This window comes from Kitasatospora sp. NA04385 (genome assembly GCF_013364235.1).
GTDB lineage: Bacteria > Actinomycetota > Actinomycetes > Streptomycetales > Streptomycetaceae > Kitasatospora.
In genome coordinates this window covers 4,000,721-4,023,883 of record NZ_CP054919.1, presented here as the reverse complement: position 1 = coordinate 4,023,883, position 23,163 = coordinate 4,000,721, and the positions used below count along the sequence as shown (strand labels likewise).

Here is a 23,163-nt window from a genome sequence, read left to right as displayed (position 1 = left end):
CCGCGGGGCGGGCGGACCGGTACTCCCGGACCGCCCGCCCCGCGGGTTTTGTACGCTGCGGGCATGCCCACCGTGAAACCCCGAACCTACGACCCGGTGAAGGTGCGTGCCGCGCTCACCGGGCAGCTCGACGCGATCACCGCCGCCGTCCGCGAGCTGGACGACGACCGGCTGGCCCGGCCGACCCGGCTGGGGGAGTGGCGGGTGCGCGAACTCGTGGCCCACCTCGGCATGGTGGTCAGCTGGGTGCCGCTGCACCTGGACGAACCGCTGCCGCCGCAGGCCCCGATCACCCCGCTGGACTGGGCCGCGAGCACCCGCACCGCGGCCGCCGCCATCAACTCCACCGCCGTCGAGCTGGTCGCCGAGCAGTTCGCCGGGGACGCCGCCCAGGTCTCCGGCGAACTCGACCGGCAGGTCGGCGCGTTGTGGGAGGCCCTGGACAGCGAGGCGGGCCGGGACCCGGGCCGGATCATCCCCATGCGGTTCGGCCCGATGCCGCTGGCGGGCTTCCTGGTCACCCGGCTGGTCGAGACCGTGGTGCACGCCGACGACCTGGCCGCCGCGCTGGGCCTGGACGCCTTCCCGCACGACCCGTTCGCGCTGGCCTCCACCGCCCGGCTGCTCGCCGACGCCTTCGCCGTCCAAGTACCGGGCGGCTCGGTCGAGTTGCGCATCCCGCCGTACGCCGTGGTGCAGGCCGTCGAAGGCCCCCGGCACACCCGCGGCACCCCGCCGAACGTGGTGGAGACCGACGCCCTCACCTGGATCCGGCTGGCCACCGGCCGACTCGCCTGGACCGACGTGCTGGACACCGCGCTCACCGCCAGCGGCGAGCGCAGCGACCTGTCCGGGTACCTGCCCGTACTGGGCTGATCCCCTCGGCAGTCGGGCGGGCCGGATCAGCAGCCGTAGCGGAACTCGCCCAGGATGCCCGCCCAGACCGGGCTGTCGGCGAGCCCGGGTTCGACGGCGTCCAGCTTGGCGGCCAGCTCGGCGAACACCTGGTCGATGTCCGGCACGGGGTCCCCGTCGTCCTCGTCCGCTCCGGGGTGGTTCCCGTCCTCGTCGGGCTCCTCGTCGAGGTGGGCGGGGTACAGCTCGGCGAACCCCGCCAGGTGCTCGCGGCACCAGTCGATGTCCTCCTGGTCCAGGAGCCCGACCACGGTGAGCATCTCCGTTGCACCGAAGGCGAGTTGGCAGCGGGCGAGGGAGTGCAGGCCGCGGTGGGCCGGCCGCCCGCCGACGGTGGGCGGCTCGTGCACGTCCAGGGCGTAGACCTCGCCGGTGCTGCCGTCCAGCGCGAAGGTGGCGGACCCGGAGAAGCCCACCGCCACCAGGTCGGCGCCGTCCTTCGGCAGGGTGGGCCAGTACTCGGCGGGGCTGTGCGGCGCGAGGGCCTCGGCCAGGGTGCGCAACGGCAACGGCGCGGGGGAGACGACCGCGCTGGGGGCGTCGACCAGGCCGATCTCACTGAGGTGGGCCCGGGCGCCGGGATCGGTGATGACGCCCGGCAGCTCCTCGACGGGAACGCGGCGCAGGCCGTCGGCGCCGTAGACGGCTTCGAGTTCGGCCCGGGTGACGGGAGCGATCGGCGGCCGGGAGTCGGTGGACGTCATGCCGGGCAGCCTAGAGCTTGTCCGGCCGGTCACTGACTGCCTGGGCTGTGGCCGAGGTCCTGTGGTCGCGGTGGTGCCCCTGACCTTTGACAGGCGACCTTGACCGATTGACAGGTGAGTTCGACCGCCGAGTCCAAGGGGACAGCACGTTCTCGAGAGCGGCGGGGTCGGTGTCAGAGGCCTCTGCGAGAGTACGGATCATGAAGCGATCCGACGATCTCCTGGCAGGGCTGGACGACATCGACTGGGCGTCCCTGGGGCACGCCTACGGCAGCGCCGAGGACGTGCCCGACCAACTCCGGGCGGCGTGCGGGCCGGACGAAAGGGCCCGGGAGACGGCCTTCCGCGTCCTGTTCGGCAACATCTTCCACCAGGGCACCCGCTACTCGGCCTCCCCGTACGCCGTCCCGTTCCTCGCCCGGATCGCCGTCGCGGGCCCGGCCGCCGCGCGGGGCGACGCGCTGCTGCTGCTGACCCGGCTGGCCATCGACTGGCACGACGAGTACGACCTCCCCCTCGGGATCGACACCGCCGCGTGGCGCGCCGCAGCCGTCAGCCCCGAAGAGAACCTGCGCTGGTTCGACGAGCAGATCGCCACCGAGACCGACGCGGAGCGGCTGGAGAACCTGCGCAAGGGGCGGGCCTACTGCGCGGCGGGGCACCCCATCGACAGCCGTGAGGGTGCTCTGCGCTCCTACGACGCGGTCCGCGCCCAACTCCCCTCCCTGCTCGAACTGCTCGACAACCCCGCCCCGGACATCCGTACCAGGACCGCATACCTTCTCGGCTGGTTTCCCGAAGAAGCCGGCACCGCCCTGCCCCCGCTGCTGGAATGCCTCGACGGCGAGCAGGACCCGGTCTGCGCCGCCACGGTCCTCATCGCGGTCGGACTCCTCGACGACCGGGACCCGGACGGCCGCCTCCGGCGCCGCCTCGACCATCCCCTCCCCCTCCTGCGCTGGGCGGCCGCCACCGCCCTCGCCCGCCTCCTTGTCGCCCACCCGGCCGCCGCGCCCGGCCTCCCGCCGGTCGAGCGCGTCGCCGCCGAACTGGCCGCCTTCGGGGCCGCGCCCGTTCCCGAGCCCGCCACCGCCCACAACGCGGGAGACCTGCACGGCTACACCGTCCGCAGCCTGCTGCACTTGATGGGGGCCGCTCAGGAACCGGACGGGGTCCTCCTGGAGATCGTCCGCGCCCTGCCCCACATCAAGGAGACCGGCGTCGTGCCCCGCCCACTGGCGGCCCGCGCCGAGAACCTGATGGAAGCCCTGTTCGAACCCGCGGACGCAGCACCGGAGTTCATCGAGCTCTCCCCCGGACGACAGAAGCTGCTGGAGGTCCTGGCCGAGCTGCTGACCGCCGAAGACTTCCAGCCCTGGCCGATGGGCTCGGACCTCCACCAGCAGTTCACCCGGTGCGGCTTCCCTGGCACCCGCCCCGCCCTCCGCGCCTACGTCGGTCTGGACACCGAGGGCGAGGACCCCTACGCCCCCCTCCCCGACCCCTGGGCAGCATTCCGCTGACCCCGCCTCCCTCCAGGCCCTGGCAACTGGTCAAGATCGGCTGACAGGAACCCAGCACCGGTCAAACCAGCCCGGCAATCGGTCAAGTTCGCCTGTCAAAGGTCAGCCCCTGCGGAAGGACCATCGGGACGAGCTGTGGCACCCCCCGCCCCATGCAGTCGCACGTGTGTGTATCGTTCACGCGCGCCACACGGTTCGCACAATTACCTCCTCGGGCGAAATGCCCGTTTCACTGAGTTTCCGGGGGATATTTCCATGCGCTCCATTCGCCTGCTGGCCGCCTCGGCGGTTCTCGCCACGGCCGCGCTCGGGTTCGGCGCCGCCACCGCGTCGGCGACCGCAGCACCGAAGATGCCGTGTTTCGGCGGTGTCCAGCATCACCCCGAACTTGCCACCACCTGGCCGGGGTTCCCCGCCAAGCTGGTCAAGGGCGGTCCCGCCGTGGAGTCCACCGTCACCTTCCGGAACTCCGTGGACCACGAGGTCAAGGACTTCCAGACCGCGCTCTACGCCGCCTACCTGAGCGGCGAATTGCCGGCCGGGTCCTTCGCCGTCGAGATCAAGGCTCCCGGCGGTGCATGGAAGAAGGTCGACTTCGGCACCGGTGACTTCTCTTCCATCATCGATTCCGGGACGTACCAGATTCCGAAGGGTGCCTCGCTGACGCTCGCACTCCGTGTCGCGGCCACCGCCAAGGCGCCGGCCGGGAAGTACCAGACCACGGAGAGCGGCGGGTCGGCACTCCTGGAGGAGGACAGCGACACGTTCGTTCCGTTGGACTCGGCCGACCAGAAGCCTGCGTCCGACCAGAACGGCACGGGGGTCTGCACGCAGTTCACCGGATACGCGTTCCACGACTTCACCGTGGTGGACAGCGACACGACGACCACTCCGTCGGCCGAGCCCTCGCACTCGGCGACGGCGTCGGCGACCGCTGCCGCCAGCACGCCGGCTGCTGCGCAGACCACTGCATCGGCTGCTGCGCAGACCACTGCACCGGCCGCTGCATCGACCACGCAGGCCGCTCACAAGGGCGCTGAGCTCGCCGAGACCGGCGCGGGCAACACGATGCGGATCGCCGTCGGCGGTGCCGCGATCCTGGCGCTCGGTGCCGGAATCCTGGTGGCCCTGCGCCGCCGCCAAGGCACGCACAGCTGATTCGCGCGAACCCGACGGCCGCCCCGCCCGGTACTGCTGGGCGGGCGTCCGGCAGTACCGGCCTCATGGCGCACGGGCGCACCGTCCAGGAACGACACGGCGATCCGAGCGGGTGGCAGTCACATGATCGGCCGGACCGTGCTCAGTTCGGGAGGATCAACTTCCTTCGAAACGGCCGGACTTGAGGGCGGTGACGAAGGCGGCGAAGCTACCGGTGGTGAACAGCAGGACGGGGCCCTCGGGGTCCTTGGAGTCGCGGACGGGGACGGTGCCGGGGCGGGCCGTGGGAGCCCACTCGACGCAGTTGCCGCCGTCGGTGCTGTGGCTGCTCTTCACCCAGTGGGCGCCGGACAGGTCGGTGTGGGGCATCGGCGTTCCTTCCGCGGTGGGTCCAGGTCCGTCGGAACAGGGTTTCCCGGTTTGGGGCATGAAGAAGCCCCGCGTGCTCAAGTGCTTGAACTGCGGGGCCGGATACTGCTGCTCGTTGGTCAGATCTCGCCGAACTGACCGGACTTGGCCGCAGCGACGAAGGCGGAGAAGCCGGTCGCGGTGAACACCAGCGCGGGGCCGTGGGGGTCCTTGGAGTCCCGGACCGGGACGACACCGTGAGTGGTGGCGAACTCGGGCGCGAACTCGACGCAGTCTCCACCGTCGGTGCTGTGGCTGCTCTTCACCCAGTGAGCCTTGGGCAGGTCGATGCGGGTCATGAGAGTTCCTCCCGAGCGGTTCGGATCATGGCTAGCGAAGGGGCCGTCGAGGCGGACTCCACCAGAAGTCGATCGTATCGCTTGGACCAGGACGCGACGGTTTCCCGGCTTCGTTCCATATAGCCCCGGGCCAGGGACTCCGCGTAGCCGAGCATCGAACGGTCGGGCAGGGTGAGCAGCACCACCGGCATCCTGAACGGCACCCGCTCCCCGAGGTCGAACGGGGCAACCTGCAAAACGACTTGGGGGCTCATGGCCATGGTCTCAAGGTAGGCGAGCTGCTCCGCCATGACTTCGGGTCCGCCCACGATACGGCGGATGCAACCCTCGTCCAGCACGGCGTGCATGAGGGGCGCGGTCGGGCGGCGGAAGATCTGTTGGCGGTTCGCGAGGAAGGAGACCCGAGCCTCCGCCTGGGCCTCGGTGATGTCGCCGCGTCGTACCGCAGCCATCGCCAGGGCCGAAGCATAGGCGGGCGTCTGGAGTTGGCTCGGGATGACGCCCAACTGGAAAGTGCGGAGGACCCGGCACCTCGCCTCGGCCTCCACGTACTCGGTGAATCCCTCCACCAGACTCGCGTTCGAATAGAGTCGCCAGAGCTCCTGGAACCGCGAGCCCGTGCCGAACACCTCGTCGGCCTTGACCGCGAATGTAAAAGTCAGTCCCCGCTTACCTCGTTCGATGAGCGAGATGTAGCCGTTGCTGTAGCCCATCTGCTGGGAGAGCCTGACCTGCGACCAGCCCCGGGCCGCCCTTGACCTGGCGAGTTCCCGGCCGAAGCGCAGCGCGGGAGATGACACCACATCAACTTCGTTGTCGGTTTCCATCGTTGCGCCCCTTATACAGGCCGGAATAGTCGACGGTCGATCCCTGGCGAGCGTAGCCCTTCTTGCCGATGCTTGTGACACACAGAACGCAGAAAGAAGCGGACGGTGACAGGCGCGTAGGGGCGTTTCTCCGGCGTGCGCCCGGCCGTGCCCCGCCCCAGGGGCGTTGACGCCCCCCGCCCGCTTCTTTCCCGCACCGCCACTTGCGAGGTTCATCGCCATGCCAGACCGCCAATATGCAAGCCAGAAAGCCAGGTTGACGATTCGGGTCTACCGGGTGCGGCCTGACGGGGCCCGGGTGCCGGTCTCCTCCTGCTGTTCGGACGAGCAGGAGGATCTGCCGCTGGTCTCGGCGTTGACCTGGCCGGCCTGTGCCTGTCCGCGCTGCGCGGCGGCCGTTGCCGAAGTGGCCTGACCTCACCGAACACGACGAAGGGAAGCACGTGCTGTACACCGGACAACCGTTGGTGGCCGTCGACGTCCTGCAACGGTTCCTGCGCGGCGGGTTCGCCGACTGCGAGCAGGCTTCGGACTCGCTGGAGCGCGCCTTCCTGGCGGCCCGGTTGGACCCGCCGCCGGGGCTCTCGCCGGTCTACCGCGACGACGTCCCGCCGGAGAGCGCCGGTCTCGCGCTGGGGTGCGCGGGGTTGCCGTGGGCGCAGAAGCTGGCCGAGGCGCTGGTCGAACTCGCGGTGCTGCGCGGGGAGTTCCCCGCCGCCGTCCGCGTCGCGTCGCCGTCCGAGCTGGGCCCCGAGGCCCGCTCCGCGCTGGGGGCCGCCTCGTGAGCGACGAGGTGCTGCGGCAACGCGCCTGGCGGATCGCCGAACAGCTCGCCAAGGCGGGCGGCGGCGGGGAGGCCGAGCTGACCGTGATCCCGAACGGCTACCGGATCGAACTCGACATCCTCCGCCCGCACGGCACCGACGACCACGCGGCCGTCCTGACCGCCCTCGCGCTCGGCGACCGGTGGGGGCACCACTACTCCCCGCCCTCCCGCAACAACGGCACCGCCCGCGAGACCGTCTGGAGCGAGGTGCACCACAACGTGCCCGAGAAGAAAGGCAGTTAGGCGGCCGCGGGCGGCGGGAAGGACGGGCGGCGGCGTCAGGGGGCGGACGGGCCGCTGAGGTACTTGCCGTTCGAGTCGTAGGGCCAGGCGTTGGCCACGCAGCCCTTGAGGCCGTAGATCTGCTGCATCATCGCGGGGGCGGGCTCGCCCGGGCCGGGGCAGCTCTCGTGGCCGTGGCCGATCCGGTGGCCGACCTCGTGGTTGATGATCAGGGCCCGGTAGTCGTCCAGGCTGCCGTCGAACTGGGGTGAACCGGTCAGCCAGCGCTTGGAGTTGACCACCACCTGCTTGCCGACGTCGCAGTTCACCTCGCCCCCGGTGTCGAGGCCGCCGGTCGCGCAGATCCCGTCCGCGGTGTCGGGGGAGGCGATCTTGACGGTGAAGTCGTAGCTGCCGGAGGAGACCAGCTGGAAGCTGTCGCGCTTGTCCGTGGTCCAGCTGCGCGGGTCGGACAGCACGGCCTGGACGGCGGCCGCGGCGCCGTTCGGGTCGATGCCGATGCCGTTCTCGACCTCCACCCGGTAGCGGCGCACGACGCCGCCGGTGCCGACCCGGTCGCCGTTGGCGGTGGCGCTGGTGAAGCTGCCGCTGCCGTGGGCGACGATCTCCGGCTGCGCACTGGACGACGAGGTGCCGGACGACGGGGTGCCGGACGGCCCGCCGCTCGACGGCGGGGCGTCGGAGGGCTGCGGGCCGGGCTGCTCGGCGGTGGCCGAGGGGGCCGCGGTCGGGTCGGGCAGCTGCGGGACGGCCCGGGCCTGGGTGGTCGGGCCGCTGGTGGGCGTCCGCGGTGACTGCTGGTCCAGGGCGAACAGCCCGGCGGTGCCGAGGGCGGCGAGCAGCGCGGTGCAGCCCACGGTGACGCCCAGGCGCCGGCGGGCGGACCGGCGGGCGGGCCGGCGGCGGCTGCGGGGGGCTGCGCGCATCTGGACTTCCCTCGGGACGGCGGCATGGCAGGCGGTGCGGGTGGCACGTCCGTGCGAACGTGCCGCACCGTGAACATACGCGGTATGGCCCTGCTTGGTTCCCGGAACCCCCCGATCCGGACGTGAACGGACTTGGCAGGGTCCGGACCGGGGCTGACCAGGGGCGGAGCGGTGACCGGGCGGTGGCCGAGGGGAAGCCGCGCGGTGGCCGAGGGGCGGTCGGGCCGTGACCGGCCGGGGGATCAGGCGTGGATGCCGGCGGCGAGGCGGGCCAGCACCCGGCCGAGCGGCTCCCCGCTCAGCGCCCGTTCGCCGTCGTTCGGCGGGTTCTGCGAGAGCAGCAGCACGAGGTCCCCGTCGCCCTTCGCCGGGACGCGGGCGATCGCGGCCAGCCCGCCGTCGGGGGTGACCAGCGGTGCGGCGCCGGGGGCCGGGCGCTGGGCGTAGACGGTCTCCAGCCGGGCGGCCGAGAGCTTCCCGGCCGCCTGGATCTTCGGCAGCATCATGCTGACGCCGACGTCGTTCACCGGGACGGCCAGCAGGTCGAGGGTGATCGGGCCGCCGTCGATCATCCAGACGCAGGTGATCCAGCCGGTCGGCGGGCGTCCGGGCACGGAGGCCATGGACGGCGGCGGCTTCACCCCGGACGGCCAGGGCTCCGGATCGGTGGCCTCGGTGGTCTCGCCGGTGGCGGGCTTGTCCTCCTCGGTCCCGGCGTTGGCGGTCAGGCCGACGCCGGTGGCCTTGAGCGCGGCGGCGAGGTCCAGCCCGAACGGGCAGGTGCCGGAGCCCGCTGCGCCGAGTTCCTGCGCGGTGGAGCGGACCTTCGGGTAGGACAGCGCGGTGGCGTCCTTGCCGTCGTCGGAGCGGTCGGAGCCGCCGGAGCAGGCGCCCGCGCCGAGGACGACGGCCAGGGCGGCGGGCAGCGCGAGCAGGCGGCGGACGGTCGGGCCGGTGGTGCGGCGGGTGCGGTGAGCGATCACCGCACCAGGCTATGCCTCGTGCCGGAGACCGGAGTTGACGTTCCATCGGATCGGCAGGATCGGCCGGATCGGTCGCCCGGCCCGGGCGGTCGGCCGTCGCGGTCGGTCGTCGCAGTCGGTCGTCGCGGTCGGTCGTCGCGGTCAGCCGTTGCGGGCGGTCAGCGCCTCGGCGAGTTCGCGGATGCCGGCCTCGCGCTCGGCGGCGGTGTCGCCGTAGTCGAAGCTGTGGGTGAACTCGGCCTGCCGGAAGGTCTCGGCCATCCACACGCTGCAGTAGTGGCCGGGCATGAAGCAGGCCTGTAGCTCGGTGTAGACCTCCAGGACGCCCTCGGGCCGCGCGCCCCCTTCGGCCAGCCGCTGCCAGAGGGCCTCCTCGGGGTGCAGCGCGAGCGAGCCGTCGGCGGTGAGGATCTGCTCGCCGCCCTGCCGGTCGCGGTACTTGAACGCCGCGTACCCGGGCACGCCCCGGGTGTGCCGGACGTCCTCCAGCACCCGGGGCCACCAGTTCTCGTCGCTCTCGAAGGCCCGCAGGTCGGTGGCGCGCAGCCGGCTCTCGACCGAGCCGAACAGCCCGAAGACCTCCTGCGGCTGCTCGGCGGCGGCCAGCCGGCGCAGCACGTCGTCGAGCTCGGCGAGCGAGTCGAGGAAGGCGGCGAGGCTGCTGTTGACCGGGATCGGGCGCTCCCGGAAGGCGAGGAAGACCGCCCACACCCGGCCGGCCGGGTCGACGCACAGCTCGGCGCCGCGGTCGGTGCCCAGGCGCGCCCAGGGGTCCTCGCCGCCGGTCGGCGCGGGGAGCCCCCGCTGCGCGGCGAAGTCGGCCAGCGCCGGGGCGTCGTCCGCCGAGGTGGCGAAGTACGGACCGACCCGGAGGGGGAGACCGCAGTCGGCGAGCAGTCCGGCCGCCTCGGCGGGGAGCGCGGTCGCCGCGAGGTCCGCCGCCGTGGGGCGACGCAGGCCGCCGGGGCCGAACCGGTCGAGCAGGCGCCGGGAGAGTTCTGCGGTCATGCGGGAAGCCTATCGGTGCGGGGACGGACGGACGGCGGGACGGTCAGGCGGGCGGGCGGTGCAGGCGGGCGAGCAGCGCGGGCGGGCGGCGCAGGCAGGCGGCGCGGGACGGCGACGGGCCGCCCCCCGGTGCGGGGGACGGCCCGTCGGTTCGGTCGGGTGCCGGTCTCAGTGCTCCTGCTTGAGCACGGTGTACGCCTCGGCGCTGCTGTCCTTCAGGAACTGCCAGCAGCGGGCCTCCTCCTCGGTCTCCTTGATCGCGCCGGCGGCCCGGGCGAGCGCCGCCAGACAGCGCAGGAAGCCGCGGTTGCCGCGGTGCTCCCACGGCACGGGGCCGTGGCCCTTCCAGCCGTTGCGGCGCAGCGCGTCCAGGCCGCGGTGGTAGCCGGTGCGGGCGTACGCGTAGGACTCCACCGTCCGCCCGGCCGCGAACGCGTCGTCCGCGAGCATCGCCCAGGCGAGGCAGAACGCCGGGTACTCGGCCGCCACCTGGGTCGGCGAGGCCGACTCCTCGGCGAGCATCCGGTACGGGTGCTCCTCCTCCGGCAGGAGGGTCGGCCCGGGGCCGTCAAGAAGGTTCTTGTGCGTCTCCATGGTGTGCCAGTCTGCCACCCGGGGAGGCGGGCCGGTCACGGCCGCGGCGAGGGACCGGCCCGGTCCGTGCTTCCGCCCCGGGGGGTGGAAGCACGGGACGCGTGACGCCGGGGAAGAGGAGGGCCTGCCCCGGGGACGGGCCGGACGCCTGTGCGCGCCGCGGCCCTCCACCGGCGGATTCTGCGGTCCGCCGGCAGCCCCGGGGAGAAGGCTCCCCGCAGGCCTCCTCCCCGGGTCAGGTCGCGGGCCTCGTGCGGTCCGGACACGGCTCGGAAGCTTTCTCCCCACAGTACCCGCTTCTCCTGACACTGCAGACGTTCACGGGTGCCGTTTTCTGCCGTGTTCTTTCTCTCGGGGCAAGGGAATTGACTGTCCGTCAGGTATTCGTCAGCCGTCCGTCACCGGCCCGGCACGCACGTCGGGGGTGCCGGTTCCCTGGGTGGGAACCGGCACCCCCGACGAGCGTCCGATCGGGACGCCGGATCAGACGAACAGCACCAGCTCGCGGACCCCGTTGTTCTGGTCCACCAGCTGGATCTTGTTTCCGCTCTCGTGCTCACGTTCCACCAGGTCGAGGAGAGCGACGGCGCGGCGAACGGTCTCGGTGATGGAGATGCCGCGTTTCTTGTGGCGCTTCAAGACCTCCTCGGTCTCCGCGTTGATGTTGATGCTCAACCTGGTGAAGCCCTTTGGCTCGACGTTCTCCGGCATCTTCGAAGGCCCCTTGTTTCTCGTCCGCCGCGGCACAGGAATCGCGGCGCGGCCCGGTGGTGTGCGTGGATTCCGGGCCATGTGTGTCTGTATCGACCGACGCAAGGACGGGGCGAGCCCTGGCTGTTACCGCTCTCCGAAGTGCAGAAATTCCGGATCGCGCTGGCCGTGACGGGCTGCTCGGACCGGTGGATCCCCCCTGATGCGACGGGCTTGCGGATGCCATCCATCATGCCCCGGTGCGCATGCAGTGTCAACGAGGAATGCATACTGTGAGTGTCGGATGTTGAGAAAATGTTGATCTAACCAACACTAGGTACTACTTTCATCAACTTCGGTGGTAGGATCGACTTCCCGTGCATCCCTCGGCGCCGGGGCCGCTTGGCCCGTCCCGGACCCACACCGGGACAAGATCAACAGATCATCTGGGAGACCTCAATGTCTACCGATTCCGCGCGCACCGAACACCCAGTCCCGGACGAGTGCCCCTACTGGCACGCCAGGCGCCAGGGGGTCTCCCCCGAACCCGACCCGGTGTCCGGCTGCCCGCTGATGGCCGGGGTGGACTGCCCGGTGAACGCCTACGCAGGCCCGCCGGTTCCACAACCACCGGTCGGAGAAGACGAGTTGATCACTCGTGAGCTCCCCGACCCGGTCATCCCGCACCAGCGGTCGTTGACCGAGAACAAACCCCCGAGGTCAGCAGACCCCGGGGGTTTCGTGAAACTGCGGCCCGCCGGAGTCATCCGGTGCGACCGCTGCAAGCGGGGGCACGATGTCTGAGCACCTGCTGCCGGGCCTGCCGCCGCAGGACGGCGGAGCCGACTCCGGGCCGGGCGACACCGCCCGGCCCGAGCCGGACCAGGAACTGTCCGAGGACGCCCCGCCGGCGGCCGGCGGCTTCTGGGAGTTCCGCGCCATCCAGAACGACCAGCGGATGCACGAGACGCGCCGCCCGCTGGCGATCGGGCTGTTCTGCCTGCTGGCCTTCATCGAGGTGGTGCCGCTGCTCGCCTTCGTGGCCGGGCGGTGGACCCACTTCGGGGTGGAGCAGCTGACCGCGGCCGAGACCTTCACCACCCCGGTGGTGACCGTCATCGGCATGGCGGTCGCCTTCTACTTCGCGAACAACAACCGCCGCCACTGACCCCGGGAGGCCGACACGACGGCGCCCCCGCACCCCGAGGGACCCGGGGTGCGGGGGCGCCGTCGTGCGCGGAGCGCCTACTTCACGCGCGGAGCGCCTACTTCATGCGCTTGCCGGCCGAGCGCAGCTGCTGCGCGGCCTCGGTGACGCGGTGGGCCATGCCGGCCTCGGCCAGCTTGCCCCAGGTGCGCGGGTCGTAGGTGTTCTTCTTGCCGACCTCGCCGTCGACCTTCAGCACGCCGTCGTAGTTGCGGAACACGTGGTCCACGACCGGGCGGGTGAAGGCGTACTGGGTGTCGGTGTCGAGGTTCATCTTGACGACGCCGTTCTCCAGCGCGGTCAGGATCTCCTGCTCGGTGGAGCCGGAGCCGCCGTGGAAGACGAAGTCGAACGGGTCCTGCTTGCCGTACTTCTTGCCGATCTCGGCCTGCAGGTCGGCGAGCAGCTCCGGACGCAGCACCACGTTGCCGGGCTTGTACACGCCGTGCACGTTGCCGAACGAGGCGGCCAGCAGGTAGCGGCCCTTCTCGCCCAGGCCGAGCGCCTCGGCGGTGCGCACCGCGTCGGCCACGGTGGTGTACAGCTCGTCGTTGATCTCGTGGGTGACGCCGTCCTCCTCGCCGCCGGTCGGGGTGATCTCGACCTCGAGGATGATCCGGGCGGCGGCGGCCTGGGCGAGCAGCTCCTCGCCGATGGCCAGGTTGTCGGCCAGGGTTTCGGCCGAGCCGTCCCACATGTGCGACTGGAACAGCGGGTTCTCGCCGCGGGCCACGCGCTCGGCGGAGATCGCCAGCAGCGGGCGGACGTAGCCGTCCAGCTTGTCCTTCGGGCAGTGGTCGGTGTGCAGCGCGACGGTGACGTCGTACTTGGCCGCGACGATGTGCGCGAACTCGGCCAGCGCGACCGCGCCGGTCACCATGTCCTTGTTGTACTGGCCGCCCAGGAACTCCGCACCACCCGTGGAGATCTGGACGATGCCGTCGCTCTCGGCCTCGGCGAAGCCGCGCAGCGCGGCGTGCAGGGTCTGCGTCGAGGTGACGTTGATGGCCGGGTAGGCGAACTTGCCTGCCTTGGCCCGGTCGAGCATCTCGTTGTAGGCCTCGGGAGTTGCGATGGGCATGCGGATCCGCTCCTGTCGGTGTGGGGCGATCGGACGACGCTGTCCGAAGGCTCGATACGCCTGTGGTTCACGACATCGATGCGGTGCGAGCGAAGAGGGTGGTAGCTCGACCGCGGGCCGGACACCTCGGCCATCTTCCCAGACTCCCCCTCCGGACACACCCAGCGGCCCGCCACTTGGGACGGGCCGCCGCACCGGGCACCTGCGGCGCCGCCGCCGGGCACCCGCGGCGGGCCCGGCGGCGGCGCGGTTCGGACCCTCTGTTAAGGCTTCGCAAAGCAGTACGGGCTATCCTGCGCGCGTGGAACACATCCAGCTCGCCGTCAACGTCCTCGACGCCAAATCGCTCGTCGCCTCCGTCGGCGCCATCGGGATCCTGGCGATCATCTTCGCCGAGACCGGCCTGCTGGTCGGGTTCTTCTTCCCCGGTGACTCGCTGCTGATCCTGGCCGGTGTCGCCGCCTCCAGCGCCGCCGACAAGGTGCTCGGCGAAGGCGCCCAGATGAACATCGCCCTGCTGCTGATCGGCGCGCCGATCTGCGCCGTCGTCGGCGCCCAGCTCGGACACCTGCTCGGCCGGAAGGTCGGCCCGAAGATGTTCGACAAGCCGAACTCGAAGATCTTCCGGCCCGAGTACGTGGAGAAGGCCGAGGAGTACTTCGAGAAGTTCGGCCCGGCCAAGGCCGTGGTGATGGCCCGCTTCATCCCGATCGTGCGGACCTTCCTCAACCCGGTCGCCGGCACCCTGCAGATGCCCGCCCGGACCTTCTTCGTCTGGAACGTGGTCGGCGGTGTGCTGTGGACCGAGACCATGCTGCTGATCGGCTACTTCACCGGTGACCAGCTCGCCCCGGTGATCGACAAGTACCTGCTGCCCGCGATGGCGCTGATCATCCTGATCTCGGTCTCGCCGATCTTCGTCGAGGTGCTCCGCGAGCGGAAGAAGAAGAAGGCCGCCGCGGCCGCCGGCGGCACCGCCGCGCGGGAGAGCGAGCCGGTCTCCAGCGGCCGCCACCGCAAGAGCTGACCACGTAGCCGAGAGGGCCCGACCACCGGACGGTGGTCGGGCCCTCTTCGCGTGGTGCCCTCTTCGCGTGGTGTCGCCTTCGCGTGGTGTCGCCTTCGCGTTGTTCCACGTGGAACGTGGAACGGGGCTCAGCGGCTCACAGGCCCAGGTCGTCCAGGGTGTACGCGGTGACGTACGGCAGGCCCGCCTCGGCGATGGCCGGGGCCGCGCCGCGCTCCACGATCACCGCGACGCCGACCACCTCGGCGCCCGCCTCGCGCAGCGCCTCGACCGCGGTCAGCACCGAGCCGCCGGTGGTCGAGGTGTCCTCCACCGCCAGCACCCGGCGGCCCTTGACGTCCGGGCCCTCGATCCGGCGCTGGAGGCCGTGCGCCTTGCCCGCCTTGCGGACCACGAACGCGTCCAGCTTGCGGCCGCGGGCCGCCGCCGCGTGCAGCATCGCCGCGGCCACCGGGTCGGCGCCCAGGGTCAGACCGCCCACCGCGTCGAACTCCAGGTCCGCCGCCGCGTCCAGCATCACGGTGCCGACCAGCGGCGCCGCCTCGGCGTCCAGCGTGATCCGGCGCAGGTCGACGTAGTAGTCGGCCTCCCGGCCGGAGGAGAGGGTGACCTTGCCGTGCACGACGGCCTTGTCCTTGATCTGCGCCAGCAGGGCGTCGCGGTCGTTGCTCATGGGCAGCCAGTTTAGTGGGTACCCACTACGGCCTAGCGCCGCCGCAGGGCCCGGACCAGCACCACCGCGCCGCTGATCAGCGCGACCCCGCCGCCGATCATCCACGGCAGCGCGCTGCGCTCGCCGTGCGCGCCGGGCAGCAGCGTCGGCTCCGCGCCGCCCCAGCGGGAGGCGGCCCGGGCGCGGGCGCTGTGGGCCGGCGGGCGGGCGCGTACCGGCCGTGCGGCGGGGCGTGGTCGACCTCCTCGGCGGACCGGCCGACGATGCTGCGCCGCACCGGGGCGCCCTCCTGCTCGTAGCCGGGCTCCGGGCGCGGGGCGGCGGGCACCGGGGCGGGCAGGTCGTCCGCGTCGTCGAAGGAGATCAGGTCGGACAGGTCGTCGTCCAGGTCCTGGCCGCGGTCGCGGTCGTCCAGGAAGACCACGGTGGCGCCGTCCGACGGGTCGCCCTCCGGGCCGTCCGGGCCGTCCTCCTCGTCGCCGTGGTCGGCGGGCTCGGACAGCTCGGCGACCAGCGCCGCCACCGCCCGGTCGATCAGTCGGCGGCCGGTGGACTCCAGCGCCTCGTCGTCGAAGCCGGCCAGCCGCCCGGAGGCGGTCAGGCCGCTGGCGAAGCGGATCGCGGTCTCGCCGGTGCGCTCCTCCAGGGTGATCCGCAGCTCGGCGGCGACCGGGGCCGCGCCGCGGATCTCCTCGCCGCTCAGCCGCAGCACGAGCGCGCCGCCCTGCCAGGCGCCCACCACCAGCCGGCCGGCGAAGGTGATGGTCGACCCGGCGATCCGGATCCTGAGCCGGCTGTCCGCCCCCGCGGGCGCGGACGCCGACGCGACCGCGCTCAGCCCCGGCACGCAGCGGGCCACCAGTTCGCGGTCCACCAGCGCCTCCCGGACCACCTCGGCGGGCACCGGGACGACAACCTCATGCTCCATACCGGCGAGCCTACCGACCGCCCGCCGCCGTGCCGAGCCCTCCACGCGAAGCCGGGCCGACCAACCCGCCAATGGACGCACCGTCCCGCGCGCCCGGCCGCCCGACCCGCCCCGGGCCGAACTGACCGGCGGGGCGGGTCCCTTCGGCGGCGGGGCAGGTGCCTTCGGCGGCCGGGCGGGGCGTGCCGGCGGGCCTGCCGGGCCTGCGGCCGGGGATCGCGACGGCGTTCCGCGGTCGGGGCGCCGTCGCGGCGCCGTCGGGCGCGGGCCGGGCGGGCGCCTTCAGGGGCCGAGCAGGGTGTGCGGCGGCGGCAGCGGGCCGGGCGGCGGGCCGCCAGCCGGGCCTCGGAGGCGCGCAGCGCGGGCACGGTGAGCGAGCGCGGGGCCGGTACGTCCGGCGACAGGTCCAGCACGGGGGCGGTGCGGGCGGCCAGCAGGAACGCCGGGTCCGGGTCCGGACGCCCGCACTCCGCGGCCGCCGGGGCGCCGCCGCCCTGGTACGCCACCGCCGCCAGGCCCGCCGCGTCCAGGCCGGACTCGGCCGTCCACAGCCCGCCGTCCGGCACGCCGCCGCGGGCCGCCAGCCGGCCCGCCGGGGCGAGCAGGCGGGCGGCCAGGCCGAAGAACTCGCGGGAGCGGTACTTGCCGTTCGCGGCCGAGCCGTCCAGGTCCGAGACGATCACGTCGAAGCGCTGCCCGGCCGTCCGCAGCCAGCCCATCGGCTCGGCCAGGACCAGCCGCACCCGGGGGTCGTCGAAGGCGTGCCCGGTCAGCGCGGCGAACGCGGCGTCCCGGCGGGCCAGCGCGGGCAGGGCGGCGTCCCGCTCGACCACCAGCACGCTGCGCACCGCCGGGTGCCGCAGCACCTCGCGCAGCGCCAGGCCGTCGCCGCCGCCCAGCACCAGCACCCTCCCGCTCGGCCCGGCGGCCAGCGCGGGGCGCACCAGCGCCTCGTGGTCGCGGTACTCGCCGGGGCCGCAGACCGCCAGCCGGCCGTCCAGGAACAGCTCCAGCGGCGGCCCGGTGCGCTGGGCGGGCACCCGGGGCGCGTCGTCGGCGGTGGTGCCGTCGGCCGCGGTCCGGTCCGGGGCGCCGTCCGGGCCGCCGGTCAGCACGATCTCCTGGTAGCGGCTCTGGGCGGCGAACCGGATCGGGCCGCCGTACAGCGCGTGCCGGGCGGCGCGCTCGATCGCGCCGGTGCAGGCGGCGGCCAGCGCGAGCAGGGCGAGGACCAGGCCGCAGCCCGTCCACAGCAGCAGCCGGGTGCGCGGGGCCGGCTCGGAGCGGAACAGCCAGAGCACCACCACGGCGCCCGCCACCGCGTTCACCGCACCGGTCAGCAGCGCTCCGGCGGTCTGGCCGAAGGCGGGCAGCAGCACGAACGGGAAGGCCAGGCCGCCGATCAGCGCGCCCACGTAGTCGGCGGCGAACAGGTCGGCCACGGCGCGGCCGGCGTGCTCCTGGCGGATCCGCTGGATCAGCGTCATCAGCAGCGGGATCTCCGCGCCGATCAGCAGGCCGATCAGCACGGTGGCGGCGATCAGCGCGACCAGGGTGGCGCGCGGCTGGTGCAGCCAGGCCCAGCCGCAGTACAGCGCGAGCGCGGACAGGCCGCCGGTCAGCGACAGCGCGTACTCGACCAGGGCGAAGGAGGTGGCCGGGCGGCGGGTGAGGCCCTTGGCGAGCAGCGAGCCGACGCCCATCGCGAACACCATCACCGACAGCACCACGGAGGTCTGGGTGACCGAGTCGCCCAGCAGGTAGCCGCCGAGGGCGACCAGTTCGAGTTCGTACACCAGGCCGCAGGCCGCGCAGACGAACGCGGCCAGCAGGACCAGCACGCGGGCCGGGCGGGGCGCCAGGGCCAGCGGTATGGCGCCGCCGGCCCGGACCGCGCCGCTGGGGACCGCGGCGCGGGGAGCGGTGGGCCGGGGGGCGGCCGCGGGCGGTGGCGCGGTGGCGTCCGGACCCGGCTGCGCGGGCCGTCCGACCGGGTGGTTGATCATGAATGAACGCTAGGCGAGAGCCCGGGTGAATGGCTGCACCCATCCGGGGGACAGACCGGGGTGCCGGGTTGACGCCCGCTCACCACCCGACCTGCACCGGGGCGCCCGCGGCGGCCCGCGCCGCCGCGTCCCCGGCGGACCGGTCGGTTTCGGGGCGGCCGGTGCCGGGCAGCGAGAGCGAGGAGCGGGTGCACACCAGCCGGCCCTCCTGCGGGTAGGCGTGCCACGTCCGCCAGTGCACCCGGCGGTCCTCGCAGTGCGCGACCAGCGCGGTGAAGGCGCTCGGGTCGCCCGGGAAGACCCCGGCCAGCGCCCGCGGGTGCCCCTCGACCAGGGCCAGCAGCTCCTGCGCCCGGGCCTCGAACACGTACGGCGGCAGCTCCTCGATCCGGGCCGCGAACTCGTACTCCCAGCCGGCCACCTGCTCGGCCACCCGGGCGGGCAGCGGGGTGCGGCGGCCCGGCAGGCAGGCCACCGTCTCCAGGCAGTCGCCCGGCCCGGCGGCCAGCACCACCTGGTGCGAGGCGCCCAGCAGCCGCAGCTGGAGGGTGCCCCGGAGGCCGTTCGGGGCGCTGCAGGCGCCGTCGAGTCTGAGGTCGCGGACGGCCAGCGCGGGCAGCGGCTCGCCGCCCAGCTGCCAGGCCAGGTCGCCGGCGCGGGTGTCCGTGTAGGAGGTCTGCAAGGTGGTGAGCATGCTCGGCTCCGCGTTTCAGCTCCGTGCGCGCCCCCGGTGCGACCGGAGTCCGCCCTCGTGCGTGAGGCTGTTCGAGACTGTCCGATCCGGGGCGCTGCCGACCGTGGAAGGAAGGATTCCGGCTGGAGATTCAGCAGCAGAGAAGCACGAATTCTCCGGGTCCGTCGGGGATTTACCCATGTTTGGCACTCATTCACCGTTCTGGGGCCTGTGTCCGACTGGGTGTGATCGGTCCCGGGTTGCACTCTGCCCACCGTGCGCCTTCGCGCGGGTATCGCAAGCCGTGCGCTCCGGTAGCGCACGCCCCGCGCCCCCGCGCCAGGCCCGCACCACCCGCCCCCGCCGACCTCCGGGTCCGCCCCGGGCCGGCTCCCGAATCCGTGCCCGACGGGGCTCCACGAGGCTCCCACCACCGTGTCCGGCGGGCCCCGGTCCCCGGCAGGGGGACAGGAACCGAAGCGGAGGCTTGCGCGTCTACCCTGGCGCCACCGAGCATGACAAGTGCCTGTTCGAACTGGGGGGTTGGCATTGTCGATCGACCTGCCGTCGGAGCTCGTCTGGATCATGGACCTGATGGGGCTCAACTGGCCTGATGTGGACGAGGACGAGCTGCGCGAATGGGCTCAGCACGTACGGGAGTTCGGCCAGGGGATGGCGGAGTCCCACGACGACACGGACGTGCTGCTGAAGAACCTCGGCGGCGCGTACGAGGGCGCGGGCTACGAGGCCATGCTGACCCGCTGGGGCCAGGCCTCGACCGGGCACATGACCGTGCTGATCGACTGCTGCGGCGTGCTGGCGACGGCCCTGGAGGTCGCCGCCGAGGCGGTGACGGTGGCCAAGGGCGTGGTGATCGCCCAGCTGGTGGCGATGGCCGCCGAGATGGCGGCGGCGGCCGCGGCGGCGGTCGCCACCTTCGGGATAGCGGCGGCGGCGGAGGCGGCGATCGTCGAGGCGGGCAAGCGGATAGTGAACGCGATCATCCAGGAGATCGAGGACGCCGTCGTCGGACAGTTGGTCTCGATGGCGGTCGAGCCCTTCCAGGCGGCCATCGAGAAGGCGGTCTCCGGTCTGGTGTTCCAAGGGGTCGAGGCGGCGCTCGGAGTGGGAGGCGGCAAGTGAGCAAGGGTTTCAAGGCGGACCCGGAAGCGCTCGCACAGACCGCGAAGCGGGCCCACGAGCACGCCAACCGGATCGAGCGGCACTCGCGCGACCTGGACGCCAAGACCCGGGGCCGGGTCCTCGGACGCGGCAAGCTCGGCCAGATCGTCGACAAGGCGGTCCGCCCGGTCCTCGACTCGATGATCGGCGACATGTCGAAGGCGATGGCCGGCGGCCACCGCTCCATCGGCCGCGGCCTGGAGATCACCAGGAAGAACCTCGACGATGCCGAGGCGGCGGTCCAGAAGGGCTTCAAGAACGCGGGCAGCTCGCTCTCCAAGGAGAAGGTCAAGCTCGAACCCGGCCAGTCCGTACCGGGCAAGAAGGCGCTCCGCCAGCTCTACAACCGTCGGATCGGCGAGCGGGTGGACGACCTCGCCCAGCAGGGCCACGGCGTGGGCCGGCACCTGCGGGTGACGGACCAGCAGCTCAAGGACCGCCTGGGCACGCCCGTCATGCAGGGCCCGGCCCACGCGCAGACCGTTGCCAAGGAGAGGGCGACCGGTTACGTCCAGTCGACCAACAAGATCGACCCGCTGCACGGCCCGGACGCCAAGAACCGGCTGTCCCCGCCCGACCTCTACTACGACGGCGACCGCGGCGCCCCGAACAGGCACAAGTGCGACAGTTGCTCCACGGCCTTCAAGGACGAGGAGTCCTTCGTCTACGCGGACCAGTACGCGCGCTCCAAGATCGACCCCAGTCGCCCCGAGCCCCACGTCATCGAGTTCTCCCCGCAAGAGGCGTGGGGGCCGGGCGGGCACACCGGAAAATTCCGCGGCTACTACATAGACCCGGACAACCCGATCGGCCACGACGGGTCGGTCAACTACAAGGACGTCAATTTCAAGGACGCCACGATAAAGGCGATATACAAGTCGGACGGTAATGGCGAACTCAAACTCCACACGATGTTCCCGGAGCCGGCGTACAAGCACAACCGGTCCCGGCACCAGGGGATATGATACTCTGCCCCGTCGTAGTGCCGGCACCAGTGGAATGCGGTGAATTCTTATGGGTTGGACGGCTTGGGAGATTCCGGGCTGGCATGACGACGATCGGCTCCGCCAGTTCTACAAGAACGCTTTCCACCCGGAGTTGATCGACGACATCGAGATGTACCGCGACGGGGCGCGCGACGGCAGCCCGTACGCGGCCCGGCTGCGCGCGAGCCTGGAGTACCTGCTGGAACAACGGCCCGCGTCGGTCAAGGAGTGGTGGAGCCTCTCCCGGTACGCGTTCCAGTCGGAGGACGAGCTCTACGAATTCCTCGCGGACGTCCACGCGTATTTCTACGGCGATCGCGTCGAGCCGCCGATCGCTCCCGCCCCCTGATTTCCGACGGGCCGAACGAAGGAGACCCGCCCTCATGCTGTTCCGTGACGAACTGCCGCCCCGCACCGGCCCGTGGGCGAGCCGCTTCGATTCCGAGGAATCACTGGTCCAGGCCGAGGACGCCCTCCGGGCGGCGGCCCTGGCGACCCACGACCTCTCCCCGGTCCTGCCGTTCGAGGCCGTCTACGGTCCCTTCATGAACTGCGCGGGAAAGGCCACGGCGTTCGCCATCGACCCGCGGGAGCCCTACGGCCCCGACGGCGAGGTCAACTACGTCCGCGCCGACTTCCTGACGCTCGGCCTGCTGTACGGCGTCTACCGCCCGGCCGAGGGCACCGGCCCGGCCGGGCCGGTGGACGAGGGCGACCTGTGGAACACCACGGTCTACCCGTACCCGGGGGGCGTCCTGGACCCGACCACCGTCCCGCTCGCCGAACTCGGGCTCGACGTGCCGGGCGTGGACCGGCGCTTCGTGCACTTCTGCGCGGCGGCGCTCGGGGTCGAGGCCGTCGACGACCTCGGTGAGCTGCGCGACACCTTCGACGCCGCCTGGCCGGACTACCGCGAGGTCATCCGGGCCGGCCTGCTGCACGTCGTGCGCAACCGCCCACTGTCGGTCGACCGGTGGTACCAGCTGACCTACGTGCGCTTCCCCGACCAGCAGGACCTCACCGCCTACCTGGCCCAGGTGTACGCCTACCTCTTCGACGGCTTCGACGCGATGCCGCCGGCCCCCCAGTAGCGGGAGCCCTCAGAGCCGCCGCAGCCGGGCGACGGCCTCCCGCAGGACCTCGTCGCGCTTGCAGAAGGCGAAGCGCACCTGGGCCCGGCCGGCCTCGGTGTCGTCGTAGAAGACGGCGTTCGGGATGGCGACGACGCCGCAGCGCGCGGGCAGGCTCCGGCAGAACTCGATGCCGTCCTTCTCGCCGAGCGGGGTGATGTCGGTGGTGACGAAGTACGTGCCCTGCGGCTCGAAGACCCGGAAGCCGGCCTCGGCCAGGCCCCCGGCGAGCAGGTCGCGCTTGCGGTGCAGGTCGGCGCGGAAGTCCGCGTAGTACGCGTCGGGCAGCCGCAGCGCCTCGGCGACGGCGTACTGGAACGGGCCGGCGCTGACGTAGGTCAGGTACTGCTTGGCGGTGCGGACGGCGGCCACCAGTTCGGGGGAGCCGGTGACCCAGCCGACCTTCCAGCCGGTGAAGGAGAAGGTCTTGCCCGCGGAGGAGATGGCGACGGTGCGCTCGCGCATGCCGGGCAGGGCGGCGAGCGGGTGGTGGGCGCCGGTGAAGACCAGGTGCTCGTAGACCTCGTCGGTGACGACCAGCAGGTCGTGCTCGATCGCGAGTTCGGCGATCCCCGCCAGCTCCTCGGGGGTGAGGACGGTGCCGGTCGGGTTGTGCGGGGTGTTGACCAGCAGCAGCCGGGTGCGCGGGGTGATCAGCGAGCGCAGCTCGTCCAGGTCCGGGCGGAAGGACGGCTGGCGGAGCGTCAGCGGGACGCGCCGGGCCCCGGCCATCGCGATGCAGGCGGCGTACGAGTCGTAGAACGGCTCGAAGGCGATCACCTCGTCGCCTGGCTCCAGCAGCGCCAGCAGCGCGGCGGCGATCGCCTCGGTGGCGCCCGCGGTGACCAGCACCTCGGTGTCCGGGTCGTGGGCCAGGCCGTAGAACCGCTGCTGGTGCTCGGCGACGGCGGTGCGCAGTTCGGGGATGCCGGGCCCCGGCGGGTACTGGTTGCCGAGCCCCTCGCGCAGCGCCCGCACCGCGGCCTCCCGGACTTCCTCGGGCCCGTCGGTGTCGGGGAATCCCTGTCCGAGGTTGATCGAACCGGTGGCGGTGGCCAGGGCGGACATCTCGGCGAAGATCGTCGTGCCCATGCCCGCCAGACTGCGGTTCAGCAGCGGCCTCGTGCTCATCGGTGGCTCCTCGCGAACGGTGTGGTGGGGGCCAT

Annotated in this window: 26 protein-coding genes; 11 read left to right on the top strand and 15 right to left on the bottom strand. The window is 72.5% G+C overall.

Annotation, left to right across the window (positions count from 1 at the left end):
* Nucleotides 1-63: 63 nt before the first annotated feature.
* Nucleotides 64-876, top strand: a complete 813-nt coding sequence (locus HUT16_RS17995) for a maleylpyruvate isomerase family mycothiol-dependent enzyme (RefSeq protein ID WP_176189181.1) — start codon at nucleotides 64-66, stop codon at nucleotides 874-876.
* Nucleotides 877-902: 26 nt separating this feature from the next.
* On the opposite strand, the gene HUT16_RS17990 is transcribed toward HUT16_RS17995, so the two are convergent.
* Nucleotides 903-1,619, bottom strand: coding sequence for an SUKH-4 family immunity protein (locus HUT16_RS17990; RefSeq protein WP_176189180.1), 717 nt, complete (start codon nucleotides 1,617-1,619; stop codon nucleotides 903-905).
* 200 nt (nucleotides 1,620-1,819) lie between these two features.
* On the opposite strand from HUT16_RS17990, the gene HUT16_RS39255 reads away from it, so the two are divergent.
* Nucleotides 1,820-3,142, top strand: a complete 1,323-nt coding sequence (locus tag HUT16_RS39255; RefSeq protein WP_176189179.1) for a hypothetical protein — start codon at nucleotides 1,820-1,822, stop codon at nucleotides 3,140-3,142.
* A 255-nt stretch (nucleotides 3,143-3,397) separates the two neighbouring features.
* Nucleotides 3,398-4,300 (top strand): hypothetical protein, encoded by a 903-nt coding sequence (locus HUT16_RS17980; RefSeq protein WP_176189178.1) that lies wholly within the window; start codon nucleotides 3,398-3,400, stop codon nucleotides 4,298-4,300.
* Nucleotides 4,301-4,456: 156 nt separating this feature from the next.
* On the opposite strand, the gene HUT16_RS17975 is transcribed toward HUT16_RS17980, so the two are convergent.
* The 3 genes from HUT16_RS17975 to HUT16_RS17965 all read right to left on the bottom strand — a co-directional run bounded on the left by HUT16_RS17975 (nucleotide 4,457) and on the right by HUT16_RS17965 (nucleotide 5,834).
* Nucleotides 4,457-4,669 (bottom strand): DUF397 domain-containing protein, encoded by a 213-nt coding sequence (locus HUT16_RS17975; protein ID WP_176189177.1) that lies wholly within the window; start codon nucleotides 4,667-4,669, stop codon nucleotides 4,457-4,459.
* A gap of 119 nt (nucleotides 4,670-4,788) precedes the next feature.
* Complete coding sequence (locus HUT16_RS17970) at nucleotides 4,789-5,007, bottom strand: DUF397 domain-containing protein (protein ID WP_176189176.1); 219 nt, start codon at nucleotides 5,005-5,007, stop codon at nucleotides 4,789-4,791.
* Nucleotides 5,004-5,834 (bottom strand): helix-turn-helix transcriptional regulator, encoded by an 831-nt coding sequence (locus HUT16_RS17965; RefSeq protein WP_176189175.1) that lies wholly within the window; start codon nucleotides 5,832-5,834, stop codon nucleotides 5,004-5,006. The genes HUT16_RS17970 and HUT16_RS17965 overlap by 4 nt, the downstream gene beginning before the upstream one ends.
* Before the next feature lie 443 nt (nucleotides 5,835-6,277).
* Between HUT16_RS17965 and HUT16_RS17960 the strand changes: the two genes are divergently transcribed.
* Entirely contained in the window at nucleotides 6,278-6,619 is a 342-nt protein-coding gene (locus tag HUT16_RS17960; RefSeq protein ID WP_176189174.1) for a hypothetical protein, read from the top strand.
* Nucleotides 6,616-6,903 carry a hypothetical protein gene (locus HUT16_RS17955; RefSeq protein WP_176189173.1) on the top strand — a complete coding sequence of 96 codons (288 nt, stop codon included), beginning with the start codon at nucleotides 6,616-6,618 and terminating at the stop codon, nucleotides 6,901-6,903. The genes HUT16_RS17960 and HUT16_RS17955 overlap by 4 nt, the downstream gene beginning before the upstream one ends.
* Before the next feature lie 35 nt (nucleotides 6,904-6,938).
* On the opposite strand, the gene HUT16_RS17950 is transcribed toward HUT16_RS17955, so the two are convergent.
* The 5 genes from HUT16_RS17950 to HUT16_RS17930 form a co-directional block, all read right to left on the bottom strand.
* Nucleotides 6,939-7,829, bottom strand: coding sequence for a DUF3152 domain-containing protein (locus HUT16_RS17950; protein WP_176189172.1), 891 nt, complete (start codon nucleotides 7,827-7,829; stop codon nucleotides 6,939-6,941).
* A gap of 242 nt (nucleotides 7,830-8,071) precedes the next feature.
* Nucleotides 8,072-8,812 carry a hypothetical protein gene (locus HUT16_RS17945; RefSeq protein ID WP_176189171.1) on the bottom strand — a complete coding sequence of 247 codons (741 nt, stop codon included), beginning with the start codon at nucleotides 8,810-8,812 and terminating at the stop codon, nucleotides 8,072-8,074.
* A gap of 141 nt (nucleotides 8,813-8,953) precedes the next feature.
* Nucleotides 8,954-9,820, bottom strand: a complete 867-nt coding sequence (locus tag HUT16_RS17940; protein WP_176189170.1) for a nucleic acid/nucleotide deaminase domain-containing protein — start codon at nucleotides 9,818-9,820, stop codon at nucleotides 8,954-8,956.
* A 168-nt stretch (nucleotides 9,821-9,988) separates the two neighbouring features.
* The gene (locus HUT16_RS17935) at nucleotides 9,989-10,414 is read right to left on the bottom strand and encodes a DUF3151 domain-containing protein (RefSeq protein WP_033214276.1); all 426 of its coding nucleotides are present in this window, start codon (nucleotides 10,412-10,414) and stop codon (nucleotides 9,989-9,991) included.
* Between the two features lie 483 nt (nucleotides 10,415-10,897).
* Nucleotides 10,898-11,125, bottom strand: a complete 228-nt coding sequence (locus tag HUT16_RS17930; RefSeq protein WP_176189169.1) for a CopG family transcriptional regulator — start codon at nucleotides 11,123-11,125, stop codon at nucleotides 10,898-10,900.
* Between the two features lie 775 nt (nucleotides 11,126-11,900).
* Here HUT16_RS17930 and HUT16_RS17925 point away from each other — a divergent pair.
* Entirely contained in the window at nucleotides 11,901-12,272 is a 372-nt protein-coding gene (locus HUT16_RS17925; RefSeq protein ID WP_176189168.1) for a hypothetical protein, read from the top strand.
* 97 nt (nucleotides 12,273-12,369) lie between these two features.
* On the opposite strand, the gene fbaA is transcribed toward HUT16_RS17925, so the two are convergent.
* Nucleotides 12,370-13,392, bottom strand: coding sequence for a class II fructose-bisphosphate aldolase (gene fbaA, locus HUT16_RS17920; protein WP_176189167.1), 1,023 nt, complete (start codon nucleotides 13,390-13,392; stop codon nucleotides 12,370-12,372).
* Between the two features lie 301 nt (nucleotides 13,393-13,693).
* Between fbaA and HUT16_RS17915 the strand changes: the two genes are divergently transcribed.
* On the top strand, nucleotides 13,694-14,419 hold the full coding sequence (locus HUT16_RS17915) for a DedA family protein (RefSeq protein WP_254897854.1): 726 nt from the start codon (nucleotides 13,694-13,696) through the stop codon (nucleotides 14,417-14,419).
* Nucleotides 14,420-14,555: 136 nt separating this feature from the next.
* Here the strand turns inward: HUT16_RS17915 and pyrE are convergent, their stop codons facing one another.
* The 4 genes from pyrE to HUT16_RS17895 all read right to left on the bottom strand — a co-directional run bounded on the left by pyrE (nucleotide 14,556) and on the right by HUT16_RS17895 (nucleotide 18,720).
* On the bottom strand, nucleotides 14,556-15,092 hold the full coding sequence (gene pyrE, locus HUT16_RS17910; protein ID WP_014136939.1) for an orotate phosphoribosyltransferase: 537 nt from the start codon (nucleotides 15,090-15,092) through the stop codon (nucleotides 14,556-14,558).
* A gap of 97 nt (nucleotides 15,093-15,189) precedes the next feature.
* Entirely contained in the window at nucleotides 15,190-16,020 is an 831-nt protein-coding gene (locus HUT16_RS17905; RefSeq protein ID WP_176189166.1) for an SRPBCC domain-containing protein, read from the bottom strand.
* Nucleotides 15,927-18,026, bottom strand: a complete 2,100-nt coding sequence (locus HUT16_RS17900; protein ID WP_176189165.1) for a spermidine synthase — start codon at nucleotides 18,024-18,026, stop codon at nucleotides 15,927-15,929. Before HUT16_RS17900 ends, HUT16_RS17905 begins: the two co-directional genes overlap by 94 nt.
* 79 nt (nucleotides 18,027-18,105) lie before the next feature.
* Nucleotides 18,106-18,720 (bottom strand): DUF2617 family protein, encoded by a 615-nt coding sequence (locus tag HUT16_RS17895; protein ID WP_254897853.1) that lies wholly within the window; start codon nucleotides 18,718-18,720, stop codon nucleotides 18,106-18,108.
* A gap of 528 nt (nucleotides 18,721-19,248) precedes the next feature.
* Between HUT16_RS17895 and HUT16_RS17890 the strand changes: the two genes are divergently transcribed.
* From HUT16_RS17890 to HUT16_RS17875, 4 genes are all read left to right on the top strand, one after another.
* Nucleotides 19,249-19,842: a hypothetical protein gene (locus tag HUT16_RS17890; RefSeq protein ID WP_176189164.1), complete on the top strand. Its 594-nt coding sequence runs from the start codon at nucleotides 19,249-19,251 to the stop codon at nucleotides 19,840-19,842.
* Nucleotides 19,839-20,846, top strand: coding sequence for a hypothetical protein (locus tag HUT16_RS17885; protein ID WP_176189163.1), 1,008 nt, complete (start codon nucleotides 19,839-19,841; stop codon nucleotides 20,844-20,846). Before HUT16_RS17890 ends, HUT16_RS17885 begins: the two co-directional genes overlap by 4 nt.
* Nucleotides 20,847-20,979: 133 nt before the next feature.
* Complete coding sequence (locus tag HUT16_RS17880; RefSeq protein WP_176189162.1) at nucleotides 20,980-21,216, top strand: hypothetical protein; 237 nt, start codon at nucleotides 20,980-20,982, stop codon at nucleotides 21,214-21,216.
* A gap of 34 nt (nucleotides 21,217-21,250) precedes the next feature.
* Nucleotides 21,251-21,958, top strand: a complete 708-nt coding sequence (locus HUT16_RS17875) for a hypothetical protein (protein WP_176189161.1) — start codon at nucleotides 21,251-21,253, stop codon at nucleotides 21,956-21,958.
* 9 nt (nucleotides 21,959-21,967) lie between these two features.
* On the opposite strand, the gene HUT16_RS17870 is transcribed toward HUT16_RS17875, so the two are convergent.
* A complete protein-coding gene (locus HUT16_RS17870; RefSeq protein ID WP_176189160.1) occupies nucleotides 21,968-23,128 on the bottom strand; it encodes a pyridoxal phosphate-dependent aminotransferase in 1,161 nt (386 codons plus the stop codon).
* Nucleotides 23,129-23,163 lie beyond the last annotated feature (35 nt).